The 20,306-nt window shown below is 59.5% G+C and carries 21 protein-coding genes and 2 pseudogenes; 20 read left to right on the plus strand and 3 right to left on the minus strand.

All coding sequences use genetic code 11. The features are described 5' to 3' along the window. Both GCT13_RS35600 and GCT13_RS35605 read right to left on the minus strand, forming a co-directional pair. The coding region (locus tag GCT13_RS35600; RefSeq protein ID WP_152766407.1) for a transposase at window positions 1–245 on the minus strand (245 nt) is incomplete at its 3' end. 46 nt (window positions 246–291) lie between these two features. Continuing rightward, window positions 292–618, minus strand: a pseudogene (locus GCT13_RS35605) (DUF4142 domain-containing protein); the annotation flags it as partial. Window positions 619–871: 253 nt separating this feature from the next. Here GCT13_RS35605 and GCT13_RS35610 point away from each other — a divergent pair. The 6 genes from GCT13_RS35610 to GCT13_RS35635 all read left to right on the plus strand — a co-directional run bounded on the left by GCT13_RS35610 (window position 872) and on the right by GCT13_RS35635 (window position 4,570). Then, the gene (locus GCT13_RS35610) at window positions 872–1,597 is read left to right on the plus strand and encodes a glycine zipper 2TM domain-containing protein (protein WP_152766409.1); all 726 of its coding nucleotides are present in this window, start codon (window positions 872–874) and stop codon (window positions 1,595–1,597) included. Between the two features lie 265 nt (window positions 1,598–1,862). Further along, window positions 1,863–2,039 (plus strand): hypothetical protein, encoded by a 177-nt coding sequence (locus tag GCT13_RS35615; protein ID WP_227747186.1) that lies wholly within the window; start codon window positions 1,863–1,865, stop codon window positions 2,037–2,039. 866 nt (window positions 2,040–2,905) lie between these two features. Continuing rightward, window positions 2,906–3,352 carry an Ohr family peroxiredoxin gene (locus tag GCT13_RS35620; RefSeq protein ID WP_152766411.1) on the plus strand — a complete coding sequence of 149 codons (447 nt, stop codon included), beginning with the start codon at window positions 2,906–2,908 and terminating at the stop codon, window positions 3,350–3,352. A 71-nt stretch (window positions 3,353–3,423) separates the two neighbouring features. After that, window positions 3,424–3,870, plus strand: a complete 447-nt coding sequence (locus tag GCT13_RS35625; RefSeq protein WP_152766413.1) for an OsmC family protein — start codon at window positions 3,424–3,426, stop codon at window positions 3,868–3,870. 64 nt (window positions 3,871–3,934) lie between these two features. Continuing rightward, on the plus strand, window positions 3,935–4,210 hold the full coding sequence (locus tag GCT13_RS49820) for a hypothetical protein (RefSeq protein WP_321574847.1): 276 nt from the start codon (window positions 3,935–3,937) through the stop codon (window positions 4,208–4,210). Between the two features lie 75 nt (window positions 4,211–4,285). Next, entirely contained in the window at window positions 4,286–4,570 is a 285-nt protein-coding gene (locus GCT13_RS35635; RefSeq protein ID WP_152766417.1) for a VOC family protein, read from the plus strand. A gap of 110 nt (window positions 4,571–4,680) precedes the next feature. Here the strand turns inward: GCT13_RS35635 and GCT13_RS35640 are convergent, their stop codons facing one another. After that, complete coding sequence (locus GCT13_RS35640) at window positions 4,681–5,457, minus strand: IclR family transcriptional regulator (RefSeq protein ID WP_152766419.1); 777 nt, start codon at window positions 5,455–5,457, stop codon at window positions 4,681–4,683. Between the two features lie 108 nt (window positions 5,458–5,565). Between GCT13_RS35640 and GCT13_RS35645 the strand changes: the two genes are divergently transcribed. The 14 genes and pseudogenes from GCT13_RS35645 to GCT13_RS35710 all read left to right on the plus strand — a co-directional run bounded on the left by GCT13_RS35645 (window position 5,566) and on the right by GCT13_RS35710 (window position 20,305). Beyond that, window positions 5,566–7,527, plus strand: a complete 1,962-nt coding sequence (locus GCT13_RS35645) for a flavin-containing monooxygenase (protein WP_152766421.1) — start codon at window positions 5,566–5,568, stop codon at window positions 7,525–7,527. A 45-nt stretch (window positions 7,528–7,572) separates the two neighbouring features. Next, window positions 7,573–8,757, plus strand: coding sequence for a CaiB/BaiF CoA transferase family protein (locus tag GCT13_RS35650; protein WP_227747187.1), 1,185 nt, complete (start codon window positions 7,573–7,575; stop codon window positions 8,755–8,757). Continuing rightward, a complete protein-coding gene (locus tag GCT13_RS35655; protein ID WP_152766425.1) occupies window positions 8,757–9,623 on the plus strand; it encodes a patatin-like phospholipase family protein in 867 nt (288 codons plus the stop codon). The genes GCT13_RS35650 and GCT13_RS35655 overlap by 1 nt, the downstream gene beginning before the upstream one ends. A 24-nt stretch (window positions 9,624–9,647) precedes the next feature. Further along, entirely contained in the window at window positions 9,648–10,229 is a 582-nt protein-coding gene (locus GCT13_RS35660) for a nuclear transport factor 2 family protein (protein WP_152766427.1), read from the plus strand. A gap of 33 nt (window positions 10,230–10,262) precedes the next feature. After that, window positions 10,263–11,264 carry a Bug family tripartite tricarboxylate transporter substrate binding protein gene (locus GCT13_RS35665; RefSeq protein ID WP_152766429.1) on the plus strand — a complete coding sequence of 334 codons (1,002 nt, stop codon included), beginning with the start codon at window positions 10,263–10,265 and terminating at the stop codon, window positions 11,262–11,264. Window positions 11,265–11,333: 69 nt separating this feature from the next. Beyond that, entirely contained in the window at window positions 11,334–12,308 is a 975-nt protein-coding gene (locus GCT13_RS35670) for a Bug family tripartite tricarboxylate transporter substrate binding protein (RefSeq protein ID WP_152766431.1), read from the plus strand. Window positions 12,309–12,375: 67 nt separating this feature from the next. Beyond that, complete coding sequence (locus tag GCT13_RS35675) at window positions 12,376–13,143, plus strand: SDR family NAD(P)-dependent oxidoreductase (RefSeq protein WP_152766432.1); 768 nt, start codon at window positions 12,376–12,378, stop codon at window positions 13,141–13,143. Window positions 13,144–13,159: 16 nt separating this feature from the next. Continuing rightward, window positions 13,160–14,341, plus strand: coding sequence for an acetyl-CoA C-acyltransferase (locus GCT13_RS35680; protein WP_152766433.1), 1,182 nt, complete (start codon window positions 13,160–13,162; stop codon window positions 14,339–14,341). A 19-nt stretch (window positions 14,342–14,360) separates the two neighbouring features. Next, window positions 14,361–14,852 carry a tripartite tricarboxylate transporter TctB family protein gene (locus GCT13_RS35685; protein WP_321574839.1) on the plus strand — a complete coding sequence of 164 codons (492 nt, stop codon included), beginning with the start codon at window positions 14,361–14,363 and terminating at the stop codon, window positions 14,850–14,852. A gap of 3 nt (window positions 14,853–14,855) precedes the next feature. Then, window positions 14,856–16,385, plus strand: coding sequence for a tripartite tricarboxylate transporter permease (locus GCT13_RS35690; RefSeq protein ID WP_152766435.1), 1,530 nt, complete (start codon window positions 14,856–14,858; stop codon window positions 16,383–16,385). A 39-nt stretch (window positions 16,386–16,424) separates the two neighbouring features. After that, window positions 16,425–16,994 (plus strand): annotated as a pseudogene (locus GCT13_RS35695) (IS91 family transposase); the annotation flags it as partial. Window positions 16,995–17,267: 273 nt separating this feature from the next. After that, entirely contained in the window at window positions 17,268–18,152 is an 885-nt protein-coding gene (locus GCT13_RS35700; protein WP_152766436.1) for a LysR substrate-binding domain-containing protein, read from the plus strand. Window positions 18,153–18,290: 138 nt separating this feature from the next. Further along, on the plus strand, window positions 18,291–19,532 hold the full coding sequence (locus GCT13_RS35705) for a CaiB/BaiF CoA transferase family protein (RefSeq protein ID WP_152766437.1): 1,242 nt from the start codon (window positions 18,291–18,293) through the stop codon (window positions 19,530–19,532). After that, complete coding sequence (locus GCT13_RS35710; RefSeq protein WP_152766438.1) at window positions 19,529–20,305, plus strand: enoyl-CoA hydratase-related protein; 777 nt, start codon at window positions 19,529–19,531, stop codon at window positions 20,303–20,305. Before GCT13_RS35705 ends, GCT13_RS35710 begins: the two co-directional genes overlap by 4 nt. The last annotated feature ends 1 nt before the right edge of the window (window position 20,306 follow it).

Below are 20,306 nucleotides of genomic sequence, written 5' to 3' on the forward strand. Positions count from 1 at the left end.
ATGTCGCGCTCCATTTTTAACTGGCGATTCTCACGGCGCAGCCGCGTAAGCTCCTGCCGCTCGGCCGTGGTCAGCCCGTCATGACGCACCCCAGCATCACGTTCGGCTTGCGCAACCCAGTTGGTGATGGTCTGCGCCGTCGGTTCGAACTCGCGAGCGAGCTCCTGCGGTGTGCGCCCGGCCTTGACCAGTTCCACCATCTGCGCCCGGAATTCCGCCGGGTACGGTGTACGAGTCTTGCCCATTTCGGCACCTCCTGTAAAAGGATAGGTGTCCGTTTTGCCGGGTCAACTTCACATGCTCGTCAACCATCCGGCTCGCAAAGCTTTGTATGGTCCGCGACTGGGTTCTGCGCAAGGCCGTTTGGCCGGCCGCGATCTCCGCCTGATTCGCTACAACGAGGATGCCGACGATCTGTGCGTCGGTCAGACGTGCCTCCTGGCCAAATGCGCAAATTGTCGATGCGAGGAGCAGCAATAGCGCCCCAGCGGTACATTTGACATTCATTGCTCGCCTCACATTCGCGTGCCCGGTTCCGTCGCAATAGGTCGGGAGAAGCAAGCGAGTGCCCATATTAAGAGGATTAGTTACATGACGCGGCCTCGCGGACTGTTCCATGTAACCATTCAGCGCCTTGCGCTTATCCGCCGCAATGGCGACGGCTTCGCCAGCCAGTTTCTGTTGTTCATCGTAGCGTTGAGATCGACAGGCGACCGGACAGGACCTTGGCGCATTTTGCTCTTCCGATGAGAGGCGCGTCGAACGAGCTGGCACCCGACGCGCTACAAATGCTTACAAAGTGAGCGCCACTGCGCGTGCACCGCCCTCGTCGACGCGACGTTATTGCTGGCACACACCAGTGGAGGCCGCAATGAACACAAACGTCACGAACAGCATCGCGCAACGCAGCCGCATTCATCCGTTGATCGCGGGCGCAGCCGTGTCCGTCATCCTCGCCTGTGCGACAGGCGTCGCAGCGATGACGGGTATCCTTCCCGTATCGCATGCAGTGCCGTCGCCCAGCGCGCAGATTGCGGCAGCCACTGCACAGCCCGCGAGCTTGCCGCTGGCCGTACAACAACCCGATCCGGTCCAACCCGCTGTTCGACCGGCGGCTCAGGCTTATGCGCAACCGACGGGACCTGCGGCTCCCCAGCGCGTTCATCACACGCACAAGCCGCACGTCGCGCCCGCTCCGCAGTACGCAAACAGCGACTACTCGCAGGCGCCTTCGCAACCCTCCGGCGCAAGACAGATCGCCGCCGATCCGGACGCCGGCGAAGTCGTCGCGATCACTCCAATTCAGACGTCCGAGCCGACGACCGGCCTCGGCGCCGTCGGCGGTGCTGTTGCGGGTGGACTCATCGGCAATCAGATCGGCGGCGGACGCGGCCGCATTCTCGCCACGGTCGCGGGCGCCGTCGGCGGCGGTCTCGCGGGCAACGGCATCGAGCATGTGGTACGCAAGCAGACCAGCTACCGGGTACAGGTCCGCATGGAAGACGGAAGCTACCGCAATTTCAGCTATTCGACGCAGCCGCCCGTGCAGATTGGACAGCGCGTTCATGTGTCGGGCGATACGTTGACCTCTTCGTGACCGAGTATCATCCGGCACGGTACAGAACGGCCCGTCATGCGCGAGCCGTGGTTACACCATCGGTTCCAGCAGCATGTTCGTGGCCGCGACCACTGATCAAAATCCCTGGAACCGACCATCTACAGTCACGACAAATGGCACGGCTTGACCGCGTAAGCTTCGGGTGTCAGCGGATTGATGCTCGCCGCTGCATCGCAACTCTGCAGCCACGCTCCGGCCGGCGACGCGGCGACCGGCCGCCTCTAATACCTCGTATCGCGGCTCTGTGACGGCTGCGACATACGATCTGTCAAAGCGCCCGGCGCTGAACATCGCGAAAGAGAATCTGCGCGCGTTGCTGTTGCGCGAGATCGTCGATGAGACGATCGTGAGCATCACGTCGCGGCGCGGCGTGCCCGTCAGTCCCGCAGGCGCCTGTTTATCGAATGCCTGCGGGAAGTGATCGATGCGGACGCGGTCGCAGGATCTCGACCGTGGCCTGTTTCACTCGATTGAATTGCTGTTTTAGACACAGCACCTGATCAGCGGCCACCGCTCCTTGCGAATGGCTGCTTTCAGGCAGCCCGGCTGGAGTGACGCGTGCAGCCATCCGCGCCGGTGACGTCCATCAACATCCAACCGACATTCGTCGACACCGGAAGGAGCGTCACTCGTCGGCCAAGGCCGACATTCAGGTATCGCGTCCGTCAGGCGGCTACGAGGCGTTTTGCCGACGTTCGCACTGCGGTGGCGTTGAACGTCAGCTTTCACTGCAAGCGAACCCACACTCTCGACGCGTTGCCGCGTCCGCCCTTGGACGCTACTGTCCACTTCCCAAGTCGAAGCGGACGTCAATCGCTTGCGAGCGAAGGTCACTTCCTGGCCGGCAATACGCGTTCACCCACCTTGTCGAAAAGCTGCCGTTGACGACTTCCACGTCAGTTCTGTAGAACGTTCACGGAACTGGTGCTCTCGGCCACAATCGGTCGTTCGCCAATGCCCCAGCAGGGACTTCCGCGAGTCCGCTCCCTTCAGAATCAGCCATTCGGTCAGCCATGATGCAAAGCACATCGTTTGCCGACGTCGTCGTCGACTACACGATGGCTTGTTGGCCGACACCCTTGTAAGCGACGAGACAGCGCACGGATCGTGCGACAGAGTGTTAGACAGGCGACACCCGCCGGTCGCAGCGCCTCCTATAGATAACGCGCATACGATTAAATCTTTTGCGATTGACATCGTTCGTGTCTTCATCCATCATGCGACGCATGCGATTAAAGCGCATACGATATAAAATCACTGACACACTCATGCACGAAGGAATCCATCATGACCAAGATCGACCAAGTCCTCTTCTCAGGCAACAGCCACAGCACGATCAATCGCGACCCCGATGTCCAGCGCGGTGAGCACGGCGTCCTCGACCTTAAGCTGTCAGCGCCTGGCGGTAAAAGCCGCGAGTTCATCGCCACCGAGCTGCACCCGAGAGCCGAGCAGTTGTTTTCCGGCGCCTGGTCGGCCTGTTACATCAGCGCGTTCGAGCTTGCGGCCTCGCTGAAGAAGGTCACGCTGCCATCCGACTATTCCGTGGACATCCAGGTAAACATTGGGTCGGTCGGTGCCGGGTTTTGCCTCGGCGCCCAGTTCACCATCCGCGTACCGGGTCTGGCAAAGGAAGTCGTCGAAGCGATCGCGCATCGGGCCCATCAGATCTGCCCGTACTCAAAGGCGGTGCATGGCAACATCGAGGTCGGCCTCAACGTCATCACGGCGTGATTTTTAATCGTATGCGATGACATCGCATACGTATAGTTAGCTTAACACCCTTATTCACGAAGGAATCCATCATGGAAAAGATCGAAAAAGTTCTCGCCGCAGGTAACACCCATGCTACGGTCAATCGCGATCCCAATGTCCAGCGCGGCGAGTTCGGTGTCTACGACCTCAAGCTGTCAGCGCCCGGCGTTGAAACGCTCGAGTTCATCGCCACGGAGCCACACCCGAGAGCCGAGCAGTTGTTTGCGGGCGCCTGGTCGGCCTGTTACACCACCGTGTTTGGGATGGCCGCCGAGCTGAAGAAAGTCACGCTGCCGCCCGACTATTCCGTCGACATCCAGGTAAACATTGGGCAGACCGGTGCCGCGTGGCACCTCGGCGCCCAGTTCAGGATCCGCATCCCGGGTCTGGCAAAGGAAGTCGTCGAGGAAATCGCGCACCTGGCCCATCAAATCTGCCCGTACTCGAAGTCTGTGCGCGGCAACATCGAGATCGGCATGAACATCGTCACGGCGTGATCCGCGAAGGCACGTGCATCTCTCTGAGGCACGTGCCCCTTATTGATCTTTTTTGGGAATTTCCATCACGAAGACCAAGCTCATCGTTGCACTGCTCGTCGCAGTTTCTGTGTCCGCCACCGCGCCCGCGTTCGCCAGCGGCTATGGACCGGCTCCCTTCTACAAGCCCTCAATTGGCGCACCGGCATTGCAAAGCGGTCAGAGCGTGCGCACCGTCGCCGCCGAACGCGAAGACGCAACCAGCTCGGAAAGGACGTATGGCGGTGCAGTCTCCGGAGCGTCCCAGTCGGGGATCCATGTCGCCGCGACGCCGCGCGATAGCTTCCCTGCACACCACTAGGCGCGCATCCCTCCACCGCTGGGCCGTCTCGCATCGTCGTTGCTCCTGTGCGTCGTTCACGGCATCGGGCGGTTCATGGTTCATTCACTGAGCAAGAAGCAGGCAATGTTCAGTCATATTGTGGTCGGCACCAACGACCTCGAAAAAGCAAAGCGGTTCTACGATGCGGTGCCGCGCGAGCTTCGTTATGGTGAAGGTCTTAACGATGACAACGAGCAGTGCCGGCGCTATATCTATCGCGCCGACACGGGGTTTTTCATCATCACCCAGCCGCTCGATGAATCCACAGATCAACTGGTACCCGCATATCTAACGCTCTGCGGCCAAGAAATCGAGTTTTTCAACAGAACCGACCGATAGTCGACATTGGTTAATCACGGCCAACATAGCAATGAAGCGTGGGCGAAGTCACTGCCTGGTGCCGGCCCGTAGTTACGGGTTTGCCGTAGGCCGTAAGGCAAACAGATCACTCACTCCCTCGGCATCGCCACTATAAAGCCTGCGGCACGTAGTTCCGTGAACATGACGCGCGTGAGCCACGCTATCCGTTCATCGTTCATTCGACTGCGGATGGCCGCAATGGAGATGGCTGCGTACCCATCGGCATCGATATCGAAACTCATGCCTACGCCCGATACACCTTCGTGAATGAGTCCGCCTGTTGCCGAGAAACCGTTCTTGCGTGTTCGCTCGACGATATGACGGATTCTCGGCAACGCAAGACCGAGCGGCCTGAACTCCTCGCTGTGCCGTGCATAAATTTCTGCGATGGCCTTGTCGGTCTGTCGGGCAAGTAGTGCCATGCCGGCCGAACCCACTCCAAGCACTCGCATGCCGCCCACTGGCAACACCAGCGTGCGAACAGGTGATCGCCCCTCCTCATAGTGCAGACAATGAGCGTAATCGCCACTGCGAACCACCAGAAACACCGAATCTTCGGTGAGATGAGCCAGTCGCTTGAGCATGGGCCGACAGGCCTCGAGAATAGGTGCACGCTTCATGGACGCGAGTCCGATTTGCATGGCCTGCATACCGAGCCGGATACGCTTTCCATCTCCGCGCTCAATGAATCCTGCACTCTCCAGGCTCTTGAGAAGCCGATGAGCGGTTGTTCTATCGATTCCTGCGGCCTTCGCCAGATCAGTGACCGTTGCGCCGTCCGGATGCAATCCGGCCACACGTCGCAGCAGATCAAGAGCGCGGTCCACCGACTGCGTGCCGGTCCTGACGGAAATCAATCTTGTCATGGTTCTCCCTAAATGTGTGCACAATGTGAACGATTCAATTACTAATCATTGTGCACGCTTTCAGTGTGCGGTGGAATGCGTCGGTCACACCACCACTTCTGTTTTTTTATGACCAACGATCCGCACAACATTCCCGTTCTCTCCAACGACGAATGGACCGCACAGCTGAAGGCTTCCCTGCCCTCGGCGAATATCCCGACCCTGCTGATGACCCTGATCCACCTGACGGGCGATCGCAAATGGCTGACAGAAACGTATCAATGTTCGCGTGTTCGCGGCATCGACGACAACGATCCGGGCGGCCTGCCGGAGGGAGTGCAGAAGGAAATCCGCGACGCCGCGTTCGAAGCGCTCGTCGAGTGGAAGAAGAGTGGCACGGTCAAGTTGCAGGCACCAGGCTTTGAGACTTTGGTCGAGATGCTCAAACTGAACGTCGGCGAGGACATTCCGCAGTCGTATGGCCCTATGATCAGTTCGTGGCTCGGCTTCGACGAGGACATGGTGATCGACCAGAAGGGTCGCTTCAAGATCCCCGATGGCTTCAAGGTCGTGGTCATCGGTGCGGGTGTTGCAGGTTTGGCCTCGGCGATCCGTCTACAAGGTGCTGGCATTCCGTTTGTTGTCGTCGAGAAGAATGCTGAAGTTGGCGGCACATGGTATGAGAACCATTACCCGGGTTGCGGTGTCGATACGCCGAACCACATCTACTCGTATTCCTTCGCCAAAGGCGACTGGTCGAAGTATTTTGCTTTGCAGGAAGAAATTCAGAAATACTTCGAAGGCGTCGCCGACAAGTTCAACCTACGTCAGTACATTCGCTTCAACACGAAGGTCGAAGCCGCACGCTACGATGAAGCGACGATGACGTGGGTCGTGGACACGAAGAACAAGGATGGCGAAACCGATCGTCTCATTGCAAATGTTCTGCTCTCCGCAGTCGGCCTGCTCAACGTGCCGAAGATGCCGCAGATCCCCGGCCTCGACAAATTCAAAGGTGTGTGCTTCCACAGCACGCAGTGGCCGGAAGGTCTTGATCTGAAGGGCAGGCGCGTGGGCGTCATCGGTAACGGTGCTACGTCGATGCAGATCGTGCCGGAAATCTCGAAGATCGAAGGTATTCAACTGACGGTGTTCCAGCGCTCGAAGCAATGGGCCGCACCGTTCGAGAAGTTCCGCCTCGAAGTGCCGCAGGAAAAGCGCTTCCTGCTTTCGCAACTGCCGTTCTATCAGGAATGGTATCGCCAGCGTCTGGCGTACATCTTCAACGATCGCATCCACAAGTCGTTGCAAATCGATCCGCAATGGCCGCATCCGGAGCGTTCAATCAACCGCACGAACGAACGTCATCGTGAGCATTTCGTGGACTATATCAAGGCAGAACTCGGCGCTCGCCAGGACCTGCTGCCGGATGTGACGCCCGACTATCCGCCGTTCGGCAAGCGCATGCTGATGGACAACGGTTGGTTCCGCACGATGGCCAAGGCAAACGTCAGACTCGTGACGGGTGGCATTCCTGAAATCCGTGGTAACGCCGTGATCGATGAAAAAGGTAATGCGCACGAGCTAGATGTGCTGATCGTCTGCACGGGATTCGATGCGATCAACATGCTCGCGTCGTTCAACCTCGTCGGCAAAGGCGGTCGCAGCATTCGTGAAGTTTGGGCCGACAAGGGCGCCGAAGCATATCTCGGCGTTGCAGCGCCGGGGTTCCCGAATTTCTTCATGCTCGCTGGCCCGAATACAGCACTCGGCCACGGTGGTTCGGTCGTCGCCCTGATGGAAACGCAGGTTGCGTATGTCATGAATATCCTGCGTCAGGCGATGGACAAGACGCCGGGAGGCCAGCGCTTCGAGTTCGACGTGCTCAAGGACTGTCACGACAACTACAACGCGCGCGTGCAGGCTGCTCACGGCGAGATGATCTGGACGCACAAAGGCATGAGCAACTGGTATCGCAATGCTGCTGGCCGCGTGATCGCCACCACGCCGTGGCGTAATGACTACTACTGGCACATGGCTCGCAAGGCCGACTTCGACGATTACGTGTTCCGCACGGAAGCGACGGTCTGAGAGGGGCCGATCATGACTGAAAACCAGCGTAAGCCCGGCCCTCACATGCTGAGCGGCGTGCGGATTCTCGATCTCGGCACGATGGTCGCCGGTCCTCAATCGGCTACTCTCTTCGGCGACTTCGGTGCCGACGTGATCAAGATCGAGGTTCCCGAGCGTGGCGACACGGTTCGCGATATAGGCCCGTTCGTGGATGGCGAGTGTCTCTACTGGGAAGTCGAGAACCGCAACAAGCGTTCGATCACTCTGAACCTGCGTGAAAAAGAAGGCCAGGACCTCCTGTGCAAACTCGTCTCGCAGTGTGACGCAGTGGTAGAGAATTTCCGTCCCGGCACACTCGAGAAGTGGGGTCTCACTTTCGAGGCGCTGACGAAGCACAATTCGAAACTCGTGTTGCTGCGAGTGTCGGGTTTCGGCCAGACGGGTCCGTACAGTTCACGTGCAGGCTATGATCGTATCGGCCTCGCCTTCGGTGGCCTGATGGGTATCACCGGTTATCCGGATCGCCCTCCTGTGCGTATCGGAACCTCGACCGCCGACTATCAGACCGCAATTCTCGGCGCGTTCTCGCTGATGATGGCGCTGTATCACCGCGACTGTCTGGGCGGCAAAGGGCAGGAAATCGACCTCGCGATGTACGAAGCGGTTATCCGTTTCACCGAAGTGCTGGTACCCGAATACGATCGCATGGGCTATATCCGCGGCCCGCGAGGGAACGTGCATTTCGCGGCCGCACCTGGCGACCACTTCCCGATGCAGGACGGTAGTTACGTCATTATCACGTGCTCGGCACAAACCGGTTGGGAACGTCTATGCGCGGCGATGGACCGTCTGGACCTGCTCGAAGATCCGCGCATGGCCACGCACGAACTGCGCTGGCAGCACATCAACGAACTGAACAAGGAGGTGGCGGATTTCGTCATGTCGATGCCGCCCGAGCAGGTTTTTGCAAAACTCGATGAAGCGAAGGCTGCGTACGCTCCAATTCTGACCATCGATAAGATCATGCAGAACGAGCACTACAAGGCTCGAAATACCATCGTCTCGGTCGAGAATCCGCGCATTGGTCCGGTTCGCATGACGGGTGTCGTGCCCAAGATTCCTGGTATTGCTGAGAAGCCGATCGTACCGGCTCCGGCACTCGGTGAGCACAACGCCGAGGTCTATGGCGAACTGCTGGGCCTCACTGAATCCGATCTCGCGGCTCTAAAAAAGAAAGGCACTATCTGATGTCAGCCATCAACACCCATGCGATCGTGTTCGGGGGCGGTGGCCTAGCTGGTATCGCATGGGAAGCCGGCCTCGTCCACGCCCTCGCGAAAACGGGTTTTGACGTCGGACTCGCCAACCTTCTGGTCGGCACCTCCGCTGGTTCGGTGATTTCGACGCAACTGGCCTCCGGTATCAGCACCGAAATCCTGTTCAACGAGCAGGCCAATCCGAATCCAGATTCCGTCGAGAAATTCCGGCCGTACTCGCAGGAGGAAGCGGACAAAGCGAATCAGACATTGATGGCCAAAGTGAATGGCGATTTGACTGCCGCACGCAAACGGATCGGAGCGTTTGCCAGGCGCAGCGAAACGCCCTCTCTGGACGAACGCAAAGCAATCATTGCTTCACGTCTTTCGCAGTATGAATGGCGCTCTCGTAGTCTGCGTCTCGTTGCGGTGGATGTAGATACAGGTGAGCCCCGCGTTTTCGATTCCGAATCCGGGTGCTCTCTGATCGACGCTGTTGCCGCGTCGTGTGCTGTGCCAGGTGTATGGCCCACAGTACCGATCGAAGGAAAACACTATATGGATGGGGGAATCATGTCGATGAATAATGCCTGGGTTGCAAGCGGGAGCAAACGCGTTCTTGTTCTGGCGCCTCTCGGCTACTCAGACGGCAACCCCGTCAGCGGTCATTTGCGTGATGAAGTGAAAACACTCGAAGACGAAGGTGCGAGCGTTCGCGTGATCACGCCGAACGAATCCTCACTCAAAGCCTTCGGTGGCAATGTGCTCGATCCGGCACGTCGCTCGCCTGCGGCACACGCCGGCTATAGCCAGGGTCTGGGCTTGGCCTCGGACCTGGTGGCCTGGTGGCTCGCTTGAATACCCCCTGAAGGAAACTCTCAAATGTCGAAAATTGAACAGTTTTCCCCCGAACGCATCGCCGACCGCATGCTGATCCAGCATCTGATGGCACGCTGGTGTCATGCGGTGGATCGCCTGGATGCACCGGGTATGCTTGCGTGCTTCGTGCCCGGCTGCATCGACAGCCATGGTCCGTATATCGGCCCTGTCGAAGGCCTCGTTGGATGGATTCTTGAACGTCACCAAAAGATTCACTTCAGCTCGCATTTCATCGGCAACATGCTGGTCGACTTCGTGGATGAAGACACGGCAATCGTCGAAACGTATGTCCGTACGAACCAGCAGTATCCGCCCGAAGCAAAAGCCGCGATCGCTCAATTCACGGGTGGTGCATCCGGTGCCGAAGACTGCTACGTGGACGTGTTCACGTCGTCGCGTTACATGGATCGCATCATTCGTATCGACGGCGAATGGAAGATCGCCGAGCGTCGTCTGATCCAGGACTGGAAGCGCCTGGACGAAGTAAAAGTTCAGGCACTGGCACCCAAGGAAGGCTGGATTCTGGGCAAGCGTGATGGCAACGATGAGTCGCAAGTCATGCGTCGCGAATTCGGCCTCGAATAATCGCATATCACAACGATAAGAGGAGACACAGCAATGAAGCTGACACGCCGTCGATTCAATCTCCATGCCCTCGCAGGTGTCGGTAGCCTCGCCCTCGGTGGCGTGAAGTTCGCGAACGCCGATGAAGCGTGGCCGCCCTCGTCGCCGATCGATGTCATTGTTCCGTTTCCTGCTGGCGGCACGACCGACATTCTCGGCCGCTTCGTTGCCGAAGCCGTGACCAAACGCATTCCGGGCGCAAAGGCAATCGTCCAGAACGTGCCCGGTGCCACCGGAATCATTGGATGCGGCCTGGTCGCGCGCTCGAAGCCCGATGGCGGCATGCTCCTGATGGCTTCAATCGGTACCGTCGTGACCAATCAGTTCACCTATCCAAACTTGCCGTTCAAACAGTCGGATTTGACGCCTGTCATCAACCTGGCCGAAATCCCGAACTGCGTGATGGTGCGTCCCGACCTCGGTGTGAAAACGGTGCAGGAATTTGCTGAACTGCTGCGCAAGAATCCGGACAAGTACAAGTACGGTTCGCCGGGTTTCGGCGCCAGCGGCCATATCTCAGGCGTACTGTTCTGCCAGCAGGCGAACGTCAAGGCAATCCATGTCCCGTACAAGGGTGGGGCGCCGATGATTACCGATCTGATCGGCGGTCACATTGACTTCGCGATCGACCAGCTTTCGGGTGCCGTCGAACTGATCAAGGCCGGCAAGATCAAGGCACTGGCCGTGACGTCAAAGACGCGCTCGCCGGTGCTGCCGAATCTGCCGACCATGATCGAATCGGGTTACCCGAAGTACGTGATGGCCCCGTGGTATTGCGTGGAAGCGCGTGCCGGCACGCAGCGTCCGATCATCGACAAGATGAACGCGGCACTGAACCAGATGCTTAAGGATCCGGTGATCATCCAGAAATTCCACGAACAGGCGATGACCCCTATCGGCGGCACGCCTGAAGACCTGCAGGCGGTCGAAGATCGTGATTACGCCGTCATCAAGGAAATGTCGAAGACGATCAACTTCCACGGCAGCGGTGCTTAACGACTGAATGCCATAGCGGAGTCCACTGGACTTTCTTTCCTGAGCTTACTCACCAAAAAACTATCCAATATGAAAACCCTCTCCTGTATTGCAGCGTTGCTGATTGGTGCGAGCATCGTCGCGCCCGTTGCCGCTCACGCCGCTGATACCTTTCCGGGCTCGAAGCGGGTCCGCCTCATCGTCGGCTACACGCCGGGCGGTGCTTCGGATATCGTCGGTCGTCTCGTGGCCAAGGGTATGGCGGAAGTCAATGGCGGCAACTTCATCGTCGAAAACCGTCCGGGCGACGGCGGCATGGTCGGCATGGCCTATGTCAAGAACGCGCCGGCTGACGGCTCTGTGCTCGGCATCGCGGTTTCGGGCACGCTGGTGACCGGTCCGCATCTGCAAAAGAACGTGCCGTACGATGCCCTGACGTCGTTTGCAGACGTCGGCAAGATCGCGAAGGCTCCGATGGTCATGTTCGCATCGCCCTCATACAAGGATCCGACCGTCGCGCACGTGATCGCGGATGCTAAGGCTCACCCGGGTCAGATGAAGTCGGCACAAGGCGCCAAGGCTTTTGAGCTCGCGCAGCACCTCTTCAACTCGCTGGCTGGCGTCAACATCGGCATCGTCCCGTATCCTGGTGGTGCGCAGGCTGCGATCGACGTGATGGCGGGCCGGGTCACGCTGATGGTGGATACGATCGGTGCACAGATCGGCGCGATCAAGGGTGGCAAACTCGTGCCGGTGGCGGTTCTGGATTCGAAGCGCTCGCCACTGCTACCCAAAGTGCCGACGATGCAGGAAGAAGGTGTGAAAGACTACGAAGCAGTTGGCTGGATGGGCCTCGTCGCACCGAAGGGCACGCCCCCCGAAGTTGTGGCGAAGATCAACGCGGACCTGAACAAGGCACTGGCGCTTCCGGAAGTCAAAGAGAAACTTCAGTCGCTCGGCTACGATCCGGACCCCAGCACGCCCGCGCAATTCCAGGAGACGGTGAACAAGGAATTCGCGAAGTGGGGCAAGGTCTGCAAGGACGCAGGCATCCAACCATCGTAATCGAACCCGCAGTGATACTCACCTATGTGGGCCTGCGCTCCTGAAAGTACCAAAACTAATTAGCTTGATGAATATCTCCGATAGCGTTTTCGTCATCACAGGCGGTGCCTCGGGTTTGGGTGCCGCAGTGGTACGCAAGGTCGTGGCGGCCGGTGGCGAGGTCATGCTTGTCGATATTCGTGAAGAGCCGCTCCAGGCGTTTGCCGCCGAACTCGGTGATCGGGCTGCATACAGCGTCGCCGACGTGACCAGCGAAGAACAGGGTGTGGCCGCAATCGACGCAACGGTGAGCAGGTTCGGCCGTATCGATGCGCTGGTCAACTGTGCAGGTGTCGAACTCGGCTCGCGCGTCGTGGGTCGCAACGGACCCCATGATCTGTCCAGGTTCGCACGGACGATCGGCATAAACCTGATCGGTACGTTCAACATGCTTCGTCTTGCTGCTGCTGCAATGGCAAAGCAGGAACCGCGTGAAGGTGGTGAACGTGGCCTGATCGTCAATACGGCTTCGATCGCTGCGTTTGACGGTCAGATCGGGCAGGCCGCCTATTCGGCGTCCAAGGCCGGTGTTGTCGGCATGACGCTCCCGATTGCGCGTGAACTGGCACGCTCGGGGATCCGTGTCATGACTGTCGCCCCCGGCATCTTCCGCACGCCAATGGTCGAGGGTATGGCACAGGAGGTGCAGAAATCACTCGCCTCGAATGTACCGTTCCCGTCGCGTTTCGGGGAACCCCATGAATTCGCTGCGCTCGTTGCCCACATTGCCGAAAACCAGATGCTCAACGGCGAGGTAATCCGTCTCGACGGTGCAGTCCGCATGACCGCCAGATAATCAGAGGAGACACGGAATGAATGCTGATCCGGTTGTTATTGTTGCCGCAACCCGTACGCCCATGGGAGGCTTTCAGGGCGACTTCGCGAACCTCACTGCATCCGATCTCGGTGCAGTTGCAATCAAGTCCGCGCTCGAACGTGCGGGGGTGGCCGGTGACCAGGTCGATGAGGTAATCATGGGTTGCGTGTTGCCCGCTGGCCAGGGACAGGCACCGGCACGTCAAGCCATGATAAAGGCCGGTGTTCCCGTCTCGACGGGTGCTCTCACCGTCAACAAGATGTGCGGCTCGGGTATGAAGGCGATCATGCTTTCGCATGATCTGATCCTGGCCGGTTCGAGCAGCGTCATGGTCGCCGGCGGCATGGAAAGCATGACCAATGCCCCTTACCTGCTGCCCAAGGGTCGAGGAGGCCTGCGTATGGGGCATGGCCAGGTCCTCGATCACATGTTCTTCGACGGCCTGGAAGATGCGTACGACAAGGGCCGCCTGATGGGCACCTTCGCCGAAGACTGTGCCTCCGAGTACAAGTTCACGCGTGAAGAGCAGGACGGGTTTGCGATCGCTTCGCTCACGCGCGCACAGACTGCGATCGCCAATGGTTCGTTTGTAAACGAAATCACGCCGGTCACCGTCCCGGGCAAGACCGAAACCGTGGTGTCGATCGACGAAGCACCGGGCAAGGCAAAACTCGACAAGATTCCGGGCCTCAAACCGGCCTTCCGTGCTGGCGGTACGGTTACGGCTGCGAACTCGTCGTCGATCTCGGATGGTGCGGCAGCACTCGTGCTGATGCGCAAATCAGAGGCCGAGAAACGCGGTTTGAAGCCGCTGGCGACGATCGCCGGGCATGCGACCTATGCATTCAAGCCAAACCTGTTCCCGACCGCGCCAACCAGCGCATTGCGCAAGGTCTCTGAGAACACGGGATGGAATCTGAAGGACGTGGATCTGTTCGAACTGAACGAGGCATTCGCCGTCGTGCCGATGGCCGCAATGAAAGATCTCGATCTGCCGCATGACAAGGTCAATGTGAACGGTGGTGCCTGTGCACTGGGCCATCCGATCGGTGCGTCGGGTGCCCGTATCGTTGTCACCCTTCTGTATGCCCTGCGCAATCGCGGCCTCAAACGTGGCATCGCCGGCATCTGTCTCGCAGGCGGCGAAGCTACTGCGATCGCGCTCCAGATTGACTGAACCTGGAATTGGAGGAGACGTGAGGACCAAATCGTTGCTTCTACGTATCAACAAAGACTATTACGGCGGGGCGCTTCTGCTCGTCATCGGTATGTATGTGACGTTGGTCGGACGTACATACGAGCGAGGCACCCTTAACCAGATGGGTCCCGGGTTCTTTCCGGTCGTGCTGGGCCTCCTCCTCTCGGTGCTTGGCATCATCGTGGCACTGGGTGCGCGTCGAGGCAGCACGGATTCAACAGAAGAAAAAGAGCATAACGATGCTCCGCGCACTGCTGACTGGCGTGGCTGGCTTTGCATCATTTTCAGCATCGTTGCATTCGTCGTTTTTAGTCAGTATTTCGGCTTCATCCCTGCGAGTTTCGCCACGGTCTTCATTTCTGCCATGGGCGACCGGGAGAACACCTGGAAGTCGGCTTTCGTTCTGGCAGTCTTGGCTACAGTCTTCGGCGTCATCGTTTTTGAATACGCACTGAAAATTCAGTTGCCCATGATTGCATTTGGAGGCTAAGCCATGATCGATCAATCGCTCATTGATCTTTGGCACGGGTTTGGAGTTGCATTCCAGTTCCATAACCTGATGTGGTCGTTCTTCGGCGTGCTGGTTGGCAATCTCATCGGCGTGCTTCCAGGCATGGGTGCCATGTCCGCAATGTCGATGCTGCTCCCGCTTACCTATGTGATGAATCCAGTTTCGGCAATTCTCATGCTGGCTGGTATCTTCTATGGTTCGCAATACGGTGGCGCAATCGGTGCGATTCTGCTGAATCTTCCGTGTCACCCGCCTCATGCTGTGACCTGTATCGACGGGTATCCGCTAACGAAGAGGGGCAAGGGCGGAACTGCACTCGGCATCACGATGATCAGTTCGTTCTTCGCGGCGTCAGTTGGCATCATCGTGATGATTTTCGCGTCGCCACTGCTCGTTCAGATCGCGTTCAAGTTTGGTCCCGCCGAACTGTTCTCGATCATGCTGGTGGGCCTGATTGCAGGCGGAACGATGTCTCGCGGTGCCCCGATCAAGGGCGTGTCGATGACCGTTTTGGGACTGATTCTGGGTATGGTCGGTACGGACGTGAATTCGGGCGTTCAGCGTTTCACGTTCGGCTTCCCGGATCTCGCGGACAATCTCGAGATAGTTGCGCTCGCACTCGGTCTGTTCGGTGTCGCCGAGTTCCTGCTCAACGTTAACCGCATGGGTGCTGTCGGTTCCAACATGAAACTCGGCATGAAGGACATGCGGCCCTCGCGTGCGGAACTGAAAACTGCGTTCTGGCCCATGGTCCGTGGCACGCTCATGGGCATGCTTTTCGGTGCGATGCCCGGCACTGGCCCAACGATCACGACGTTCCTTTCCTACTCGGTCGAGAAGAAAATCTCGAAGAATCCGAGATCGTTCGGCACGGGCAACATCGCGGGTGTCGCTGCACCCGAAGCGGCGTCGCACTCGAAGACGCAGGTGGACTTCATTCCGACCATGAGTCTCGGTATCCCTGGTGACCCGGTGATGGCACTGATTCTCGGTGCACTGCTGATCCAGGGTATCCAGCCGGGTCCGCAACTGATCACGGAACACGCAGACATCTTCTGGGGCCTCATTGCATCCTTCTGGATCGGTAATATTCTGCTGATTATCCTGAATGTTCCGCTGATCGGCGTATGGGTGAAAATGCTTCGCGTTCCCTATAAATACCTGTTCCCGTTGGCGATGGTTTTTATCTGCGTCGGCGTGTTCACGACTCAAAACAGCCTGTTTAGGGTGGGCGAAGTCGCGGTATTCGGCATCCTTGGTGCGATTCTCCTGCTACTCAAGTTCCCAGTCTCGCCGATTCTGTTGGGTTATGTTTTGGGACCCATGCTCGAAGAGAACTTCCGCCGTGCACTTTTAATTTCGGACGGCAGTCTGCAGGTATTTGTCGCTACGCCTATCTCGGCGACCTTTATTGGCATCTCGTGTCTGCTGATCTTGCTGCAACTGTTGTTTTGGCTACGCAATCTTATGAGAGCGCGGAAGGTCCGCGAATCTGCGGGCGTGCCGACATAGGCGGGGCAGCCTACGAAAGTAACAATCAGTAGTGCACTCTCGGCGCTCACTCATCATCCGCACGTGCACAGCATCGTCCCCCTGCGGGGGACTGTCGCCCGCAGGCGAGCGCTGGATCGCTTGCCGGCCCGGCTTCTTCCTGCCGGTACTCGTGCTCTCGCGCCTGTTCCGGCGCCGCTTCCTCGAAGCACTCGCCGATTCCCATCGACCGGCCAGCTGCAGTTCTTCGGCGAGTATGCGGGACTCGCCGATCCGGCCGTCTTCGCTCAGTGGCTCGCGCCCTTGCCCGCCCGCGAGTGGTTCGTGTACGCCAGGCGCCCCTTTGCGGGACCGGAAGCCGTGCCGCGTACCTTTCACGCTATACACATCGTGTGGCAATCTCCAACCAGCGTCTGCTCGCCTACGATGAGCGCGGCGTAACCATCCACTGGAAGGACTACCGCGCGACCGGGCGCACCCACTATAAGACCATGACGCTGGAGGCCGGCGAGTTCATGCGTCGCTTCCTGTTTCACGTGCTGCCCGGCGGCTTCCATCGCATCCGTCACTACGGGCTGCTCGCCAACCCGGTGCGCCGTGCCAATTTCGCGAGGGTGCGTGAGTTGCTCGACGTCGCGCGCGAGCTCGACACGGCATCCGACGACGCCATCGTCGAAACTCGACCCACCAGATGGCGGCCGGCAGAAACCGGTCGTAAGCGGCTGCCAGTGGTACATCGCCCCTCGACCAAACACCGTCATTTCAGCGCGATTTGCGCGCTGTTCGAATGCCTTTTGCCCCAGTCTCGTTCATCCGTGTTCCACTATCCGGTTAGTGGCAGCATTCCGGACCTTCCTTTGGGCATTTCGCGCCACAATCCGAATATTTCTACACGGACGGACTATGGAACGTCGTGCGCCGCTTCCTCCGCTGAATCCCACACGGGCATTTGAGGCGACGGGACGCTTGTTGAGCATCTCCAAGGCCGCTGACGAGTTGGCCGTCACGCCTGCCGCCGTCAGCCGGCAGGTACGCACGCTCGAAGCCTACCTTGGCGTCGATCTGTTCGAGCGAGTGAAGGGGCGGCTCGAGCTGACGTCGGCGGGAGCGCGGTATCTCGCGGAACTGATGCCGCTTTTCGCATCGCTGCGCGCGGCCACTGACAGCCTGCGTTCGCCCGAGCGACGTACCCGCGTACTCAAGATCCGCTCTCCTGCGACCTTTGCGGTGCGCTGGCTGATTCCGCGTCTCGCGAGCTTTCATAGACTGCACGAAAATATCGATGTTCAACTGACGACATCGTCGGCTCCGCTGAATTTCGCGCGTGAAGACATCGACGGCGGCATCCAGTTGGGCGATGGCAAATGGCCAGGCCTGCGCGTGCAACGTCTGATCGCGAACGAGCTGGTGCCGGTCGCGGCGCCTTCCAGACAGGTCAAGGCCCGCTCGCAACTGCAGGGCGAAACGCTCCTGCATACGCTTGCGCGCCCAGAAGACTGGACGTTGTGGCTGAAGGCGGCGGGTCTTCCATTGAACGGGCGACGCCGTGAGATGCGCTACGAAACGTCGCTGCTCGCTTACCAGGCGGCCATAGAAGGGCACGGTGTCGCGATCGCGCAGAAGGCGCTGGTGCGCGGCGAGCTCGCAAGCGGCGCGCTGGTCGCACCGTTTTCGTTCGAGCTCGATCGCGGGCATCACACTTACTACTTCGCGTGGCCGACGGGGCGTCCGCAATCGGATGCACTGAGGATTTTCCGCCGATGGCTGCTCACGCTGCTCAATGACTAGCGATGGCGAGCCGATGTCCTTTTAACAAAAAGTCAACGATTCGTTTCGAAATTGTCGATTGTCCAAGATGCCGACGAATACGTAATCTCGTCGGCATGATTCGCTGCAGTGGCGAGTCACGAGACAGGACAATCACAAATGCCAAGAGACAGCCTCAACGGCGTGCGGGTGATCGATTTCTCGCATGTCCTCGCCGGTCCGGTCTGCTCGATGACGCTCGCCGATCTCGGTGCGCACGTCGTCAAGATCGAGCCGCCCAATGGCGAGATCGGACGTCGGATCGGGCCGCCGTGGATAAGCGGCGAAAGCCCGGCCTTTATCAGCGTCAACCGGAACAAGTACAGCGTCGCGATCGATCTGAAAACCGACGCCGGGCGCCAGGCCGTTCGCCGCATGCTGCGGGAGGCGGACGTGCTGGTCGAGAATTTCCGGCCGGGCGTGATGGCGTCGATGGGACTCGACTTCGACTCGTTGCGGCAACTGAATCCACGGCTCGTCTACTGCTCGATCTCCGCATTCGGTCAGACGGGCGCGAATCGTACGCGGCCGGGCGTCGACGGCGTGATTCAGGCCGTCAGCGGTCTGATGAGCACGCTCGGCGCGACGCACGCCGAGCCGCTGAAAGTCCCGATCCCTGTCGCCGACATGATGGGCGGCTATCTGGCGTCGATCGCGATTCTCGGCGCGCTGCATCAGGTCCGCAGCGGCGACGGCGGGCAGCATCTGGACGTGAGTCTTTACAACGCGACGCTGATGCTGCAGCAGATCGGTTTCGCCGCGTTTTTCGCGTCCGGCAGCGAGCCGGAAAAGACCGGAAGTGCCGCACCTTATGCGTGTCCGAACGAAGCGTTCCCGACGGAGGACGGCTGGATGATGGTCGTCGCCTACCATCCGGAGCGGTGGCACGCGCTATGTGAGGTGCTCGCTTCCCCGGCGCTCGAAGCCGATCGGAGGTTCGCCACCAACGACGATCGCGTACGCCATCGCGCGACACTGCATCACATACTCGCCGCGCATTTCATCGAACGGACTACGGCGGAGTGGATGGAGCGGCTCACGGCACGGGACATTCTTTGCGCGCCCGTGGCGACGTACCGCGATGTCGTCGAATCGGCGGAGTACGGTGAATGCGGGCTGGCGCGGACGATCGATCATCCCGTCGCCGGCAGGATGCGCACGCACGGTTTCGCGCTTGGCCCGTCCGACCGCGCGGCCGCGCCGGACCTGCCCGCGCCGCTGACGGGCCAGCACACGATGCAGATGCTCGAGCGATACGGCTTCGCCGAAAGCGAGATAGCCGGACTGCTGAACGCGGGCGTGATCCGCGTGGGCCGCGCACCGCGCGAGACCCGCGACGACGACCGCAAGGTGACCGCATGAGCGCCGCGATGATCCGAAGCGAACGCTGCGGGCGGGTCGCGCTCGTGCGTCTGGCGTCGGATAACCCGCTCAATCCGCTGACCGACGCGTTGATGGACCAGCTGATCGACGTCCTGCTGCGCAATGAAACCGACCCTCAGGTTCACGCGACCGTTTTGACAGGATCCGACAAGGCCTTCGCCGCCGGCGCGGACATCGTCGCGATGTCGAAGCTCGATTACGCGAGCGCGTTCTCGGATGACTACATCGGCCGTAGCTGGGACCGCATCCGCACGGCCCGCAAACCGCTGATCGCGGCGGTGGGCGGCTATGCACTCGGCGGCGGCTGCGAGCTGGCGATGATGTGCGACATCGTCATTGCCGCAGACGACGCGGTTTTCGGCCAGCCGGAGATCAAGCTCGGCATCGTGCCGGGCGCGGGCGGCACGCAGCGCCTGCCGCGTGCGGTCGGCAAATCGACCGCGATGCTCGCGTGTCTGACCGGCGAGCCGCTTAGCGCCAGCGAAGCATTGGCTTACGGCCTCGTGTCGAAAGTCGTCGCCCGCAAGCGGTTGATCGATGAAGCGATGCGCGTCGGAGAGCAGATTGCGCGTCATTCGCTGCCGGTGATCGTCGCCATCAAGGAAGCGCTCAACCGCGCATTCGAGTCGTCGCTCTCGGAGGGGCTGTTGTTCGAGCGAAGGCTATTTCACGCGGGCTTTTCGTTCGCCGATCAGAAAGAAGGCATGGCCGCGTTTCTGGAACGCCGTCAGGCCGCATTCCAGAACCGGTAGT

This window comes from Paraburkholderia franconis, from assembly GCF_009362735.1.
In the GTDB taxonomy this organism is placed as follows: domain Bacteria; phylum Pseudomonadota; class Gammaproteobacteria; order Burkholderiales; family Burkholderiaceae; genus Paraburkholderia; species Paraburkholderia franconis.

Coding starts and splice junctions, on each gene's coding strand:
- GCT13_RS35680 (WP_152766433.1), top strand. CDS start 13,160: ATGAATGCTGATCCGGTTGTTATTGTTGCCGCAACCCGTACGCCCATG.
- GCT13_RS35710 (WP_152766438.1), top strand. CDS start 19,529: ATGAGCGCCGCGATGATCCGAAGCGAACGCTGCGGGCGGGTCGCGCTC.
- GCT13_RS35645 (WP_152766421.1), top strand. CDS start 5,566: ATGACCAACGATCCGCACAACATTCCCGTTCTCTCCAACGACGAATGG.
- GCT13_RS35700 (WP_152766436.1), top strand. CDS start 17,268: ATGGAACGTCGTGCGCCGCTTCCTCCGCTGAATCCCACACGGGCATTT.
- GCT13_RS35705 (WP_152766437.1), top strand. CDS start 18,291: ATGCCAAGAGACAGCCTCAACGGCGTGCGGGTGATCGATTTCTCGCAT.
- GCT13_RS35640 (WP_152766419.1), bottom strand. CDS start 5,457: ATGACAAGATTGATTTCCGTCAGGACCGGCACGCAGTCGGTGGACCGC.
- GCT13_RS35610 (WP_152766409.1), top strand. CDS start 872: ATGAACACAAACGTCACGAACAGCATCGCGCAACGCAGCCGCATTCAT.
- GCT13_RS35690 (WP_152766435.1), top strand. CDS start 14,856: ATGATCGATCAATCGCTCATTGATCTTTGGCACGGGTTTGGAGTTGCA.
- GCT13_RS35655 (WP_152766425.1), top strand. CDS start 8,757: ATGTCAGCCATCAACACCCATGCGATCGTGTTCGGGGGCGGTGGCCTA.
- GCT13_RS35620 (WP_152766411.1), top strand. CDS start 2,906: ATGACCAAGATCGACCAAGTCCTCTTCTCAGGCAACAGCCACAGCACG.
- GCT13_RS35660 (WP_152766427.1), top strand. CDS start 9,648: ATGTCGAAAATTGAACAGTTTTCCCCCGAACGCATCGCCGACCGCATG.
- GCT13_RS35650 (WP_227747187.1), top strand. CDS start 7,573: ATGCTGAGCGGCGTGCGGATTCTCGATCTCGGCACGATGGTCGCCGGT.
- GCT13_RS35675 (WP_152766432.1), top strand. CDS start 12,376: ATGAATATCTCCGATAGCGTTTTCGTCATCACAGGCGGTGCCTCGGGT.
- GCT13_RS35670 (WP_152766431.1), top strand. CDS start 11,334: ATGAAAACCCTCTCCTGTATTGCAGCGTTGCTGATTGGTGCGAGCATC.
- GCT13_RS35625 (WP_152766413.1), top strand. CDS start 3,424: ATGGAAAAGATCGAAAAAGTTCTCGCCGCAGGTAACACCCATGCTACG.
- GCT13_RS35635 (WP_152766417.1), top strand. CDS start 4,286: ATGGTTCATTCACTGAGCAAGAAGCAGGCAATGTTCAGTCATATTGTG.
- GCT13_RS35665 (WP_152766429.1), top strand. CDS start 10,263: ATGAAGCTGACACGCCGTCGATTCAATCTCCATGCCCTCGCAGGTGTC.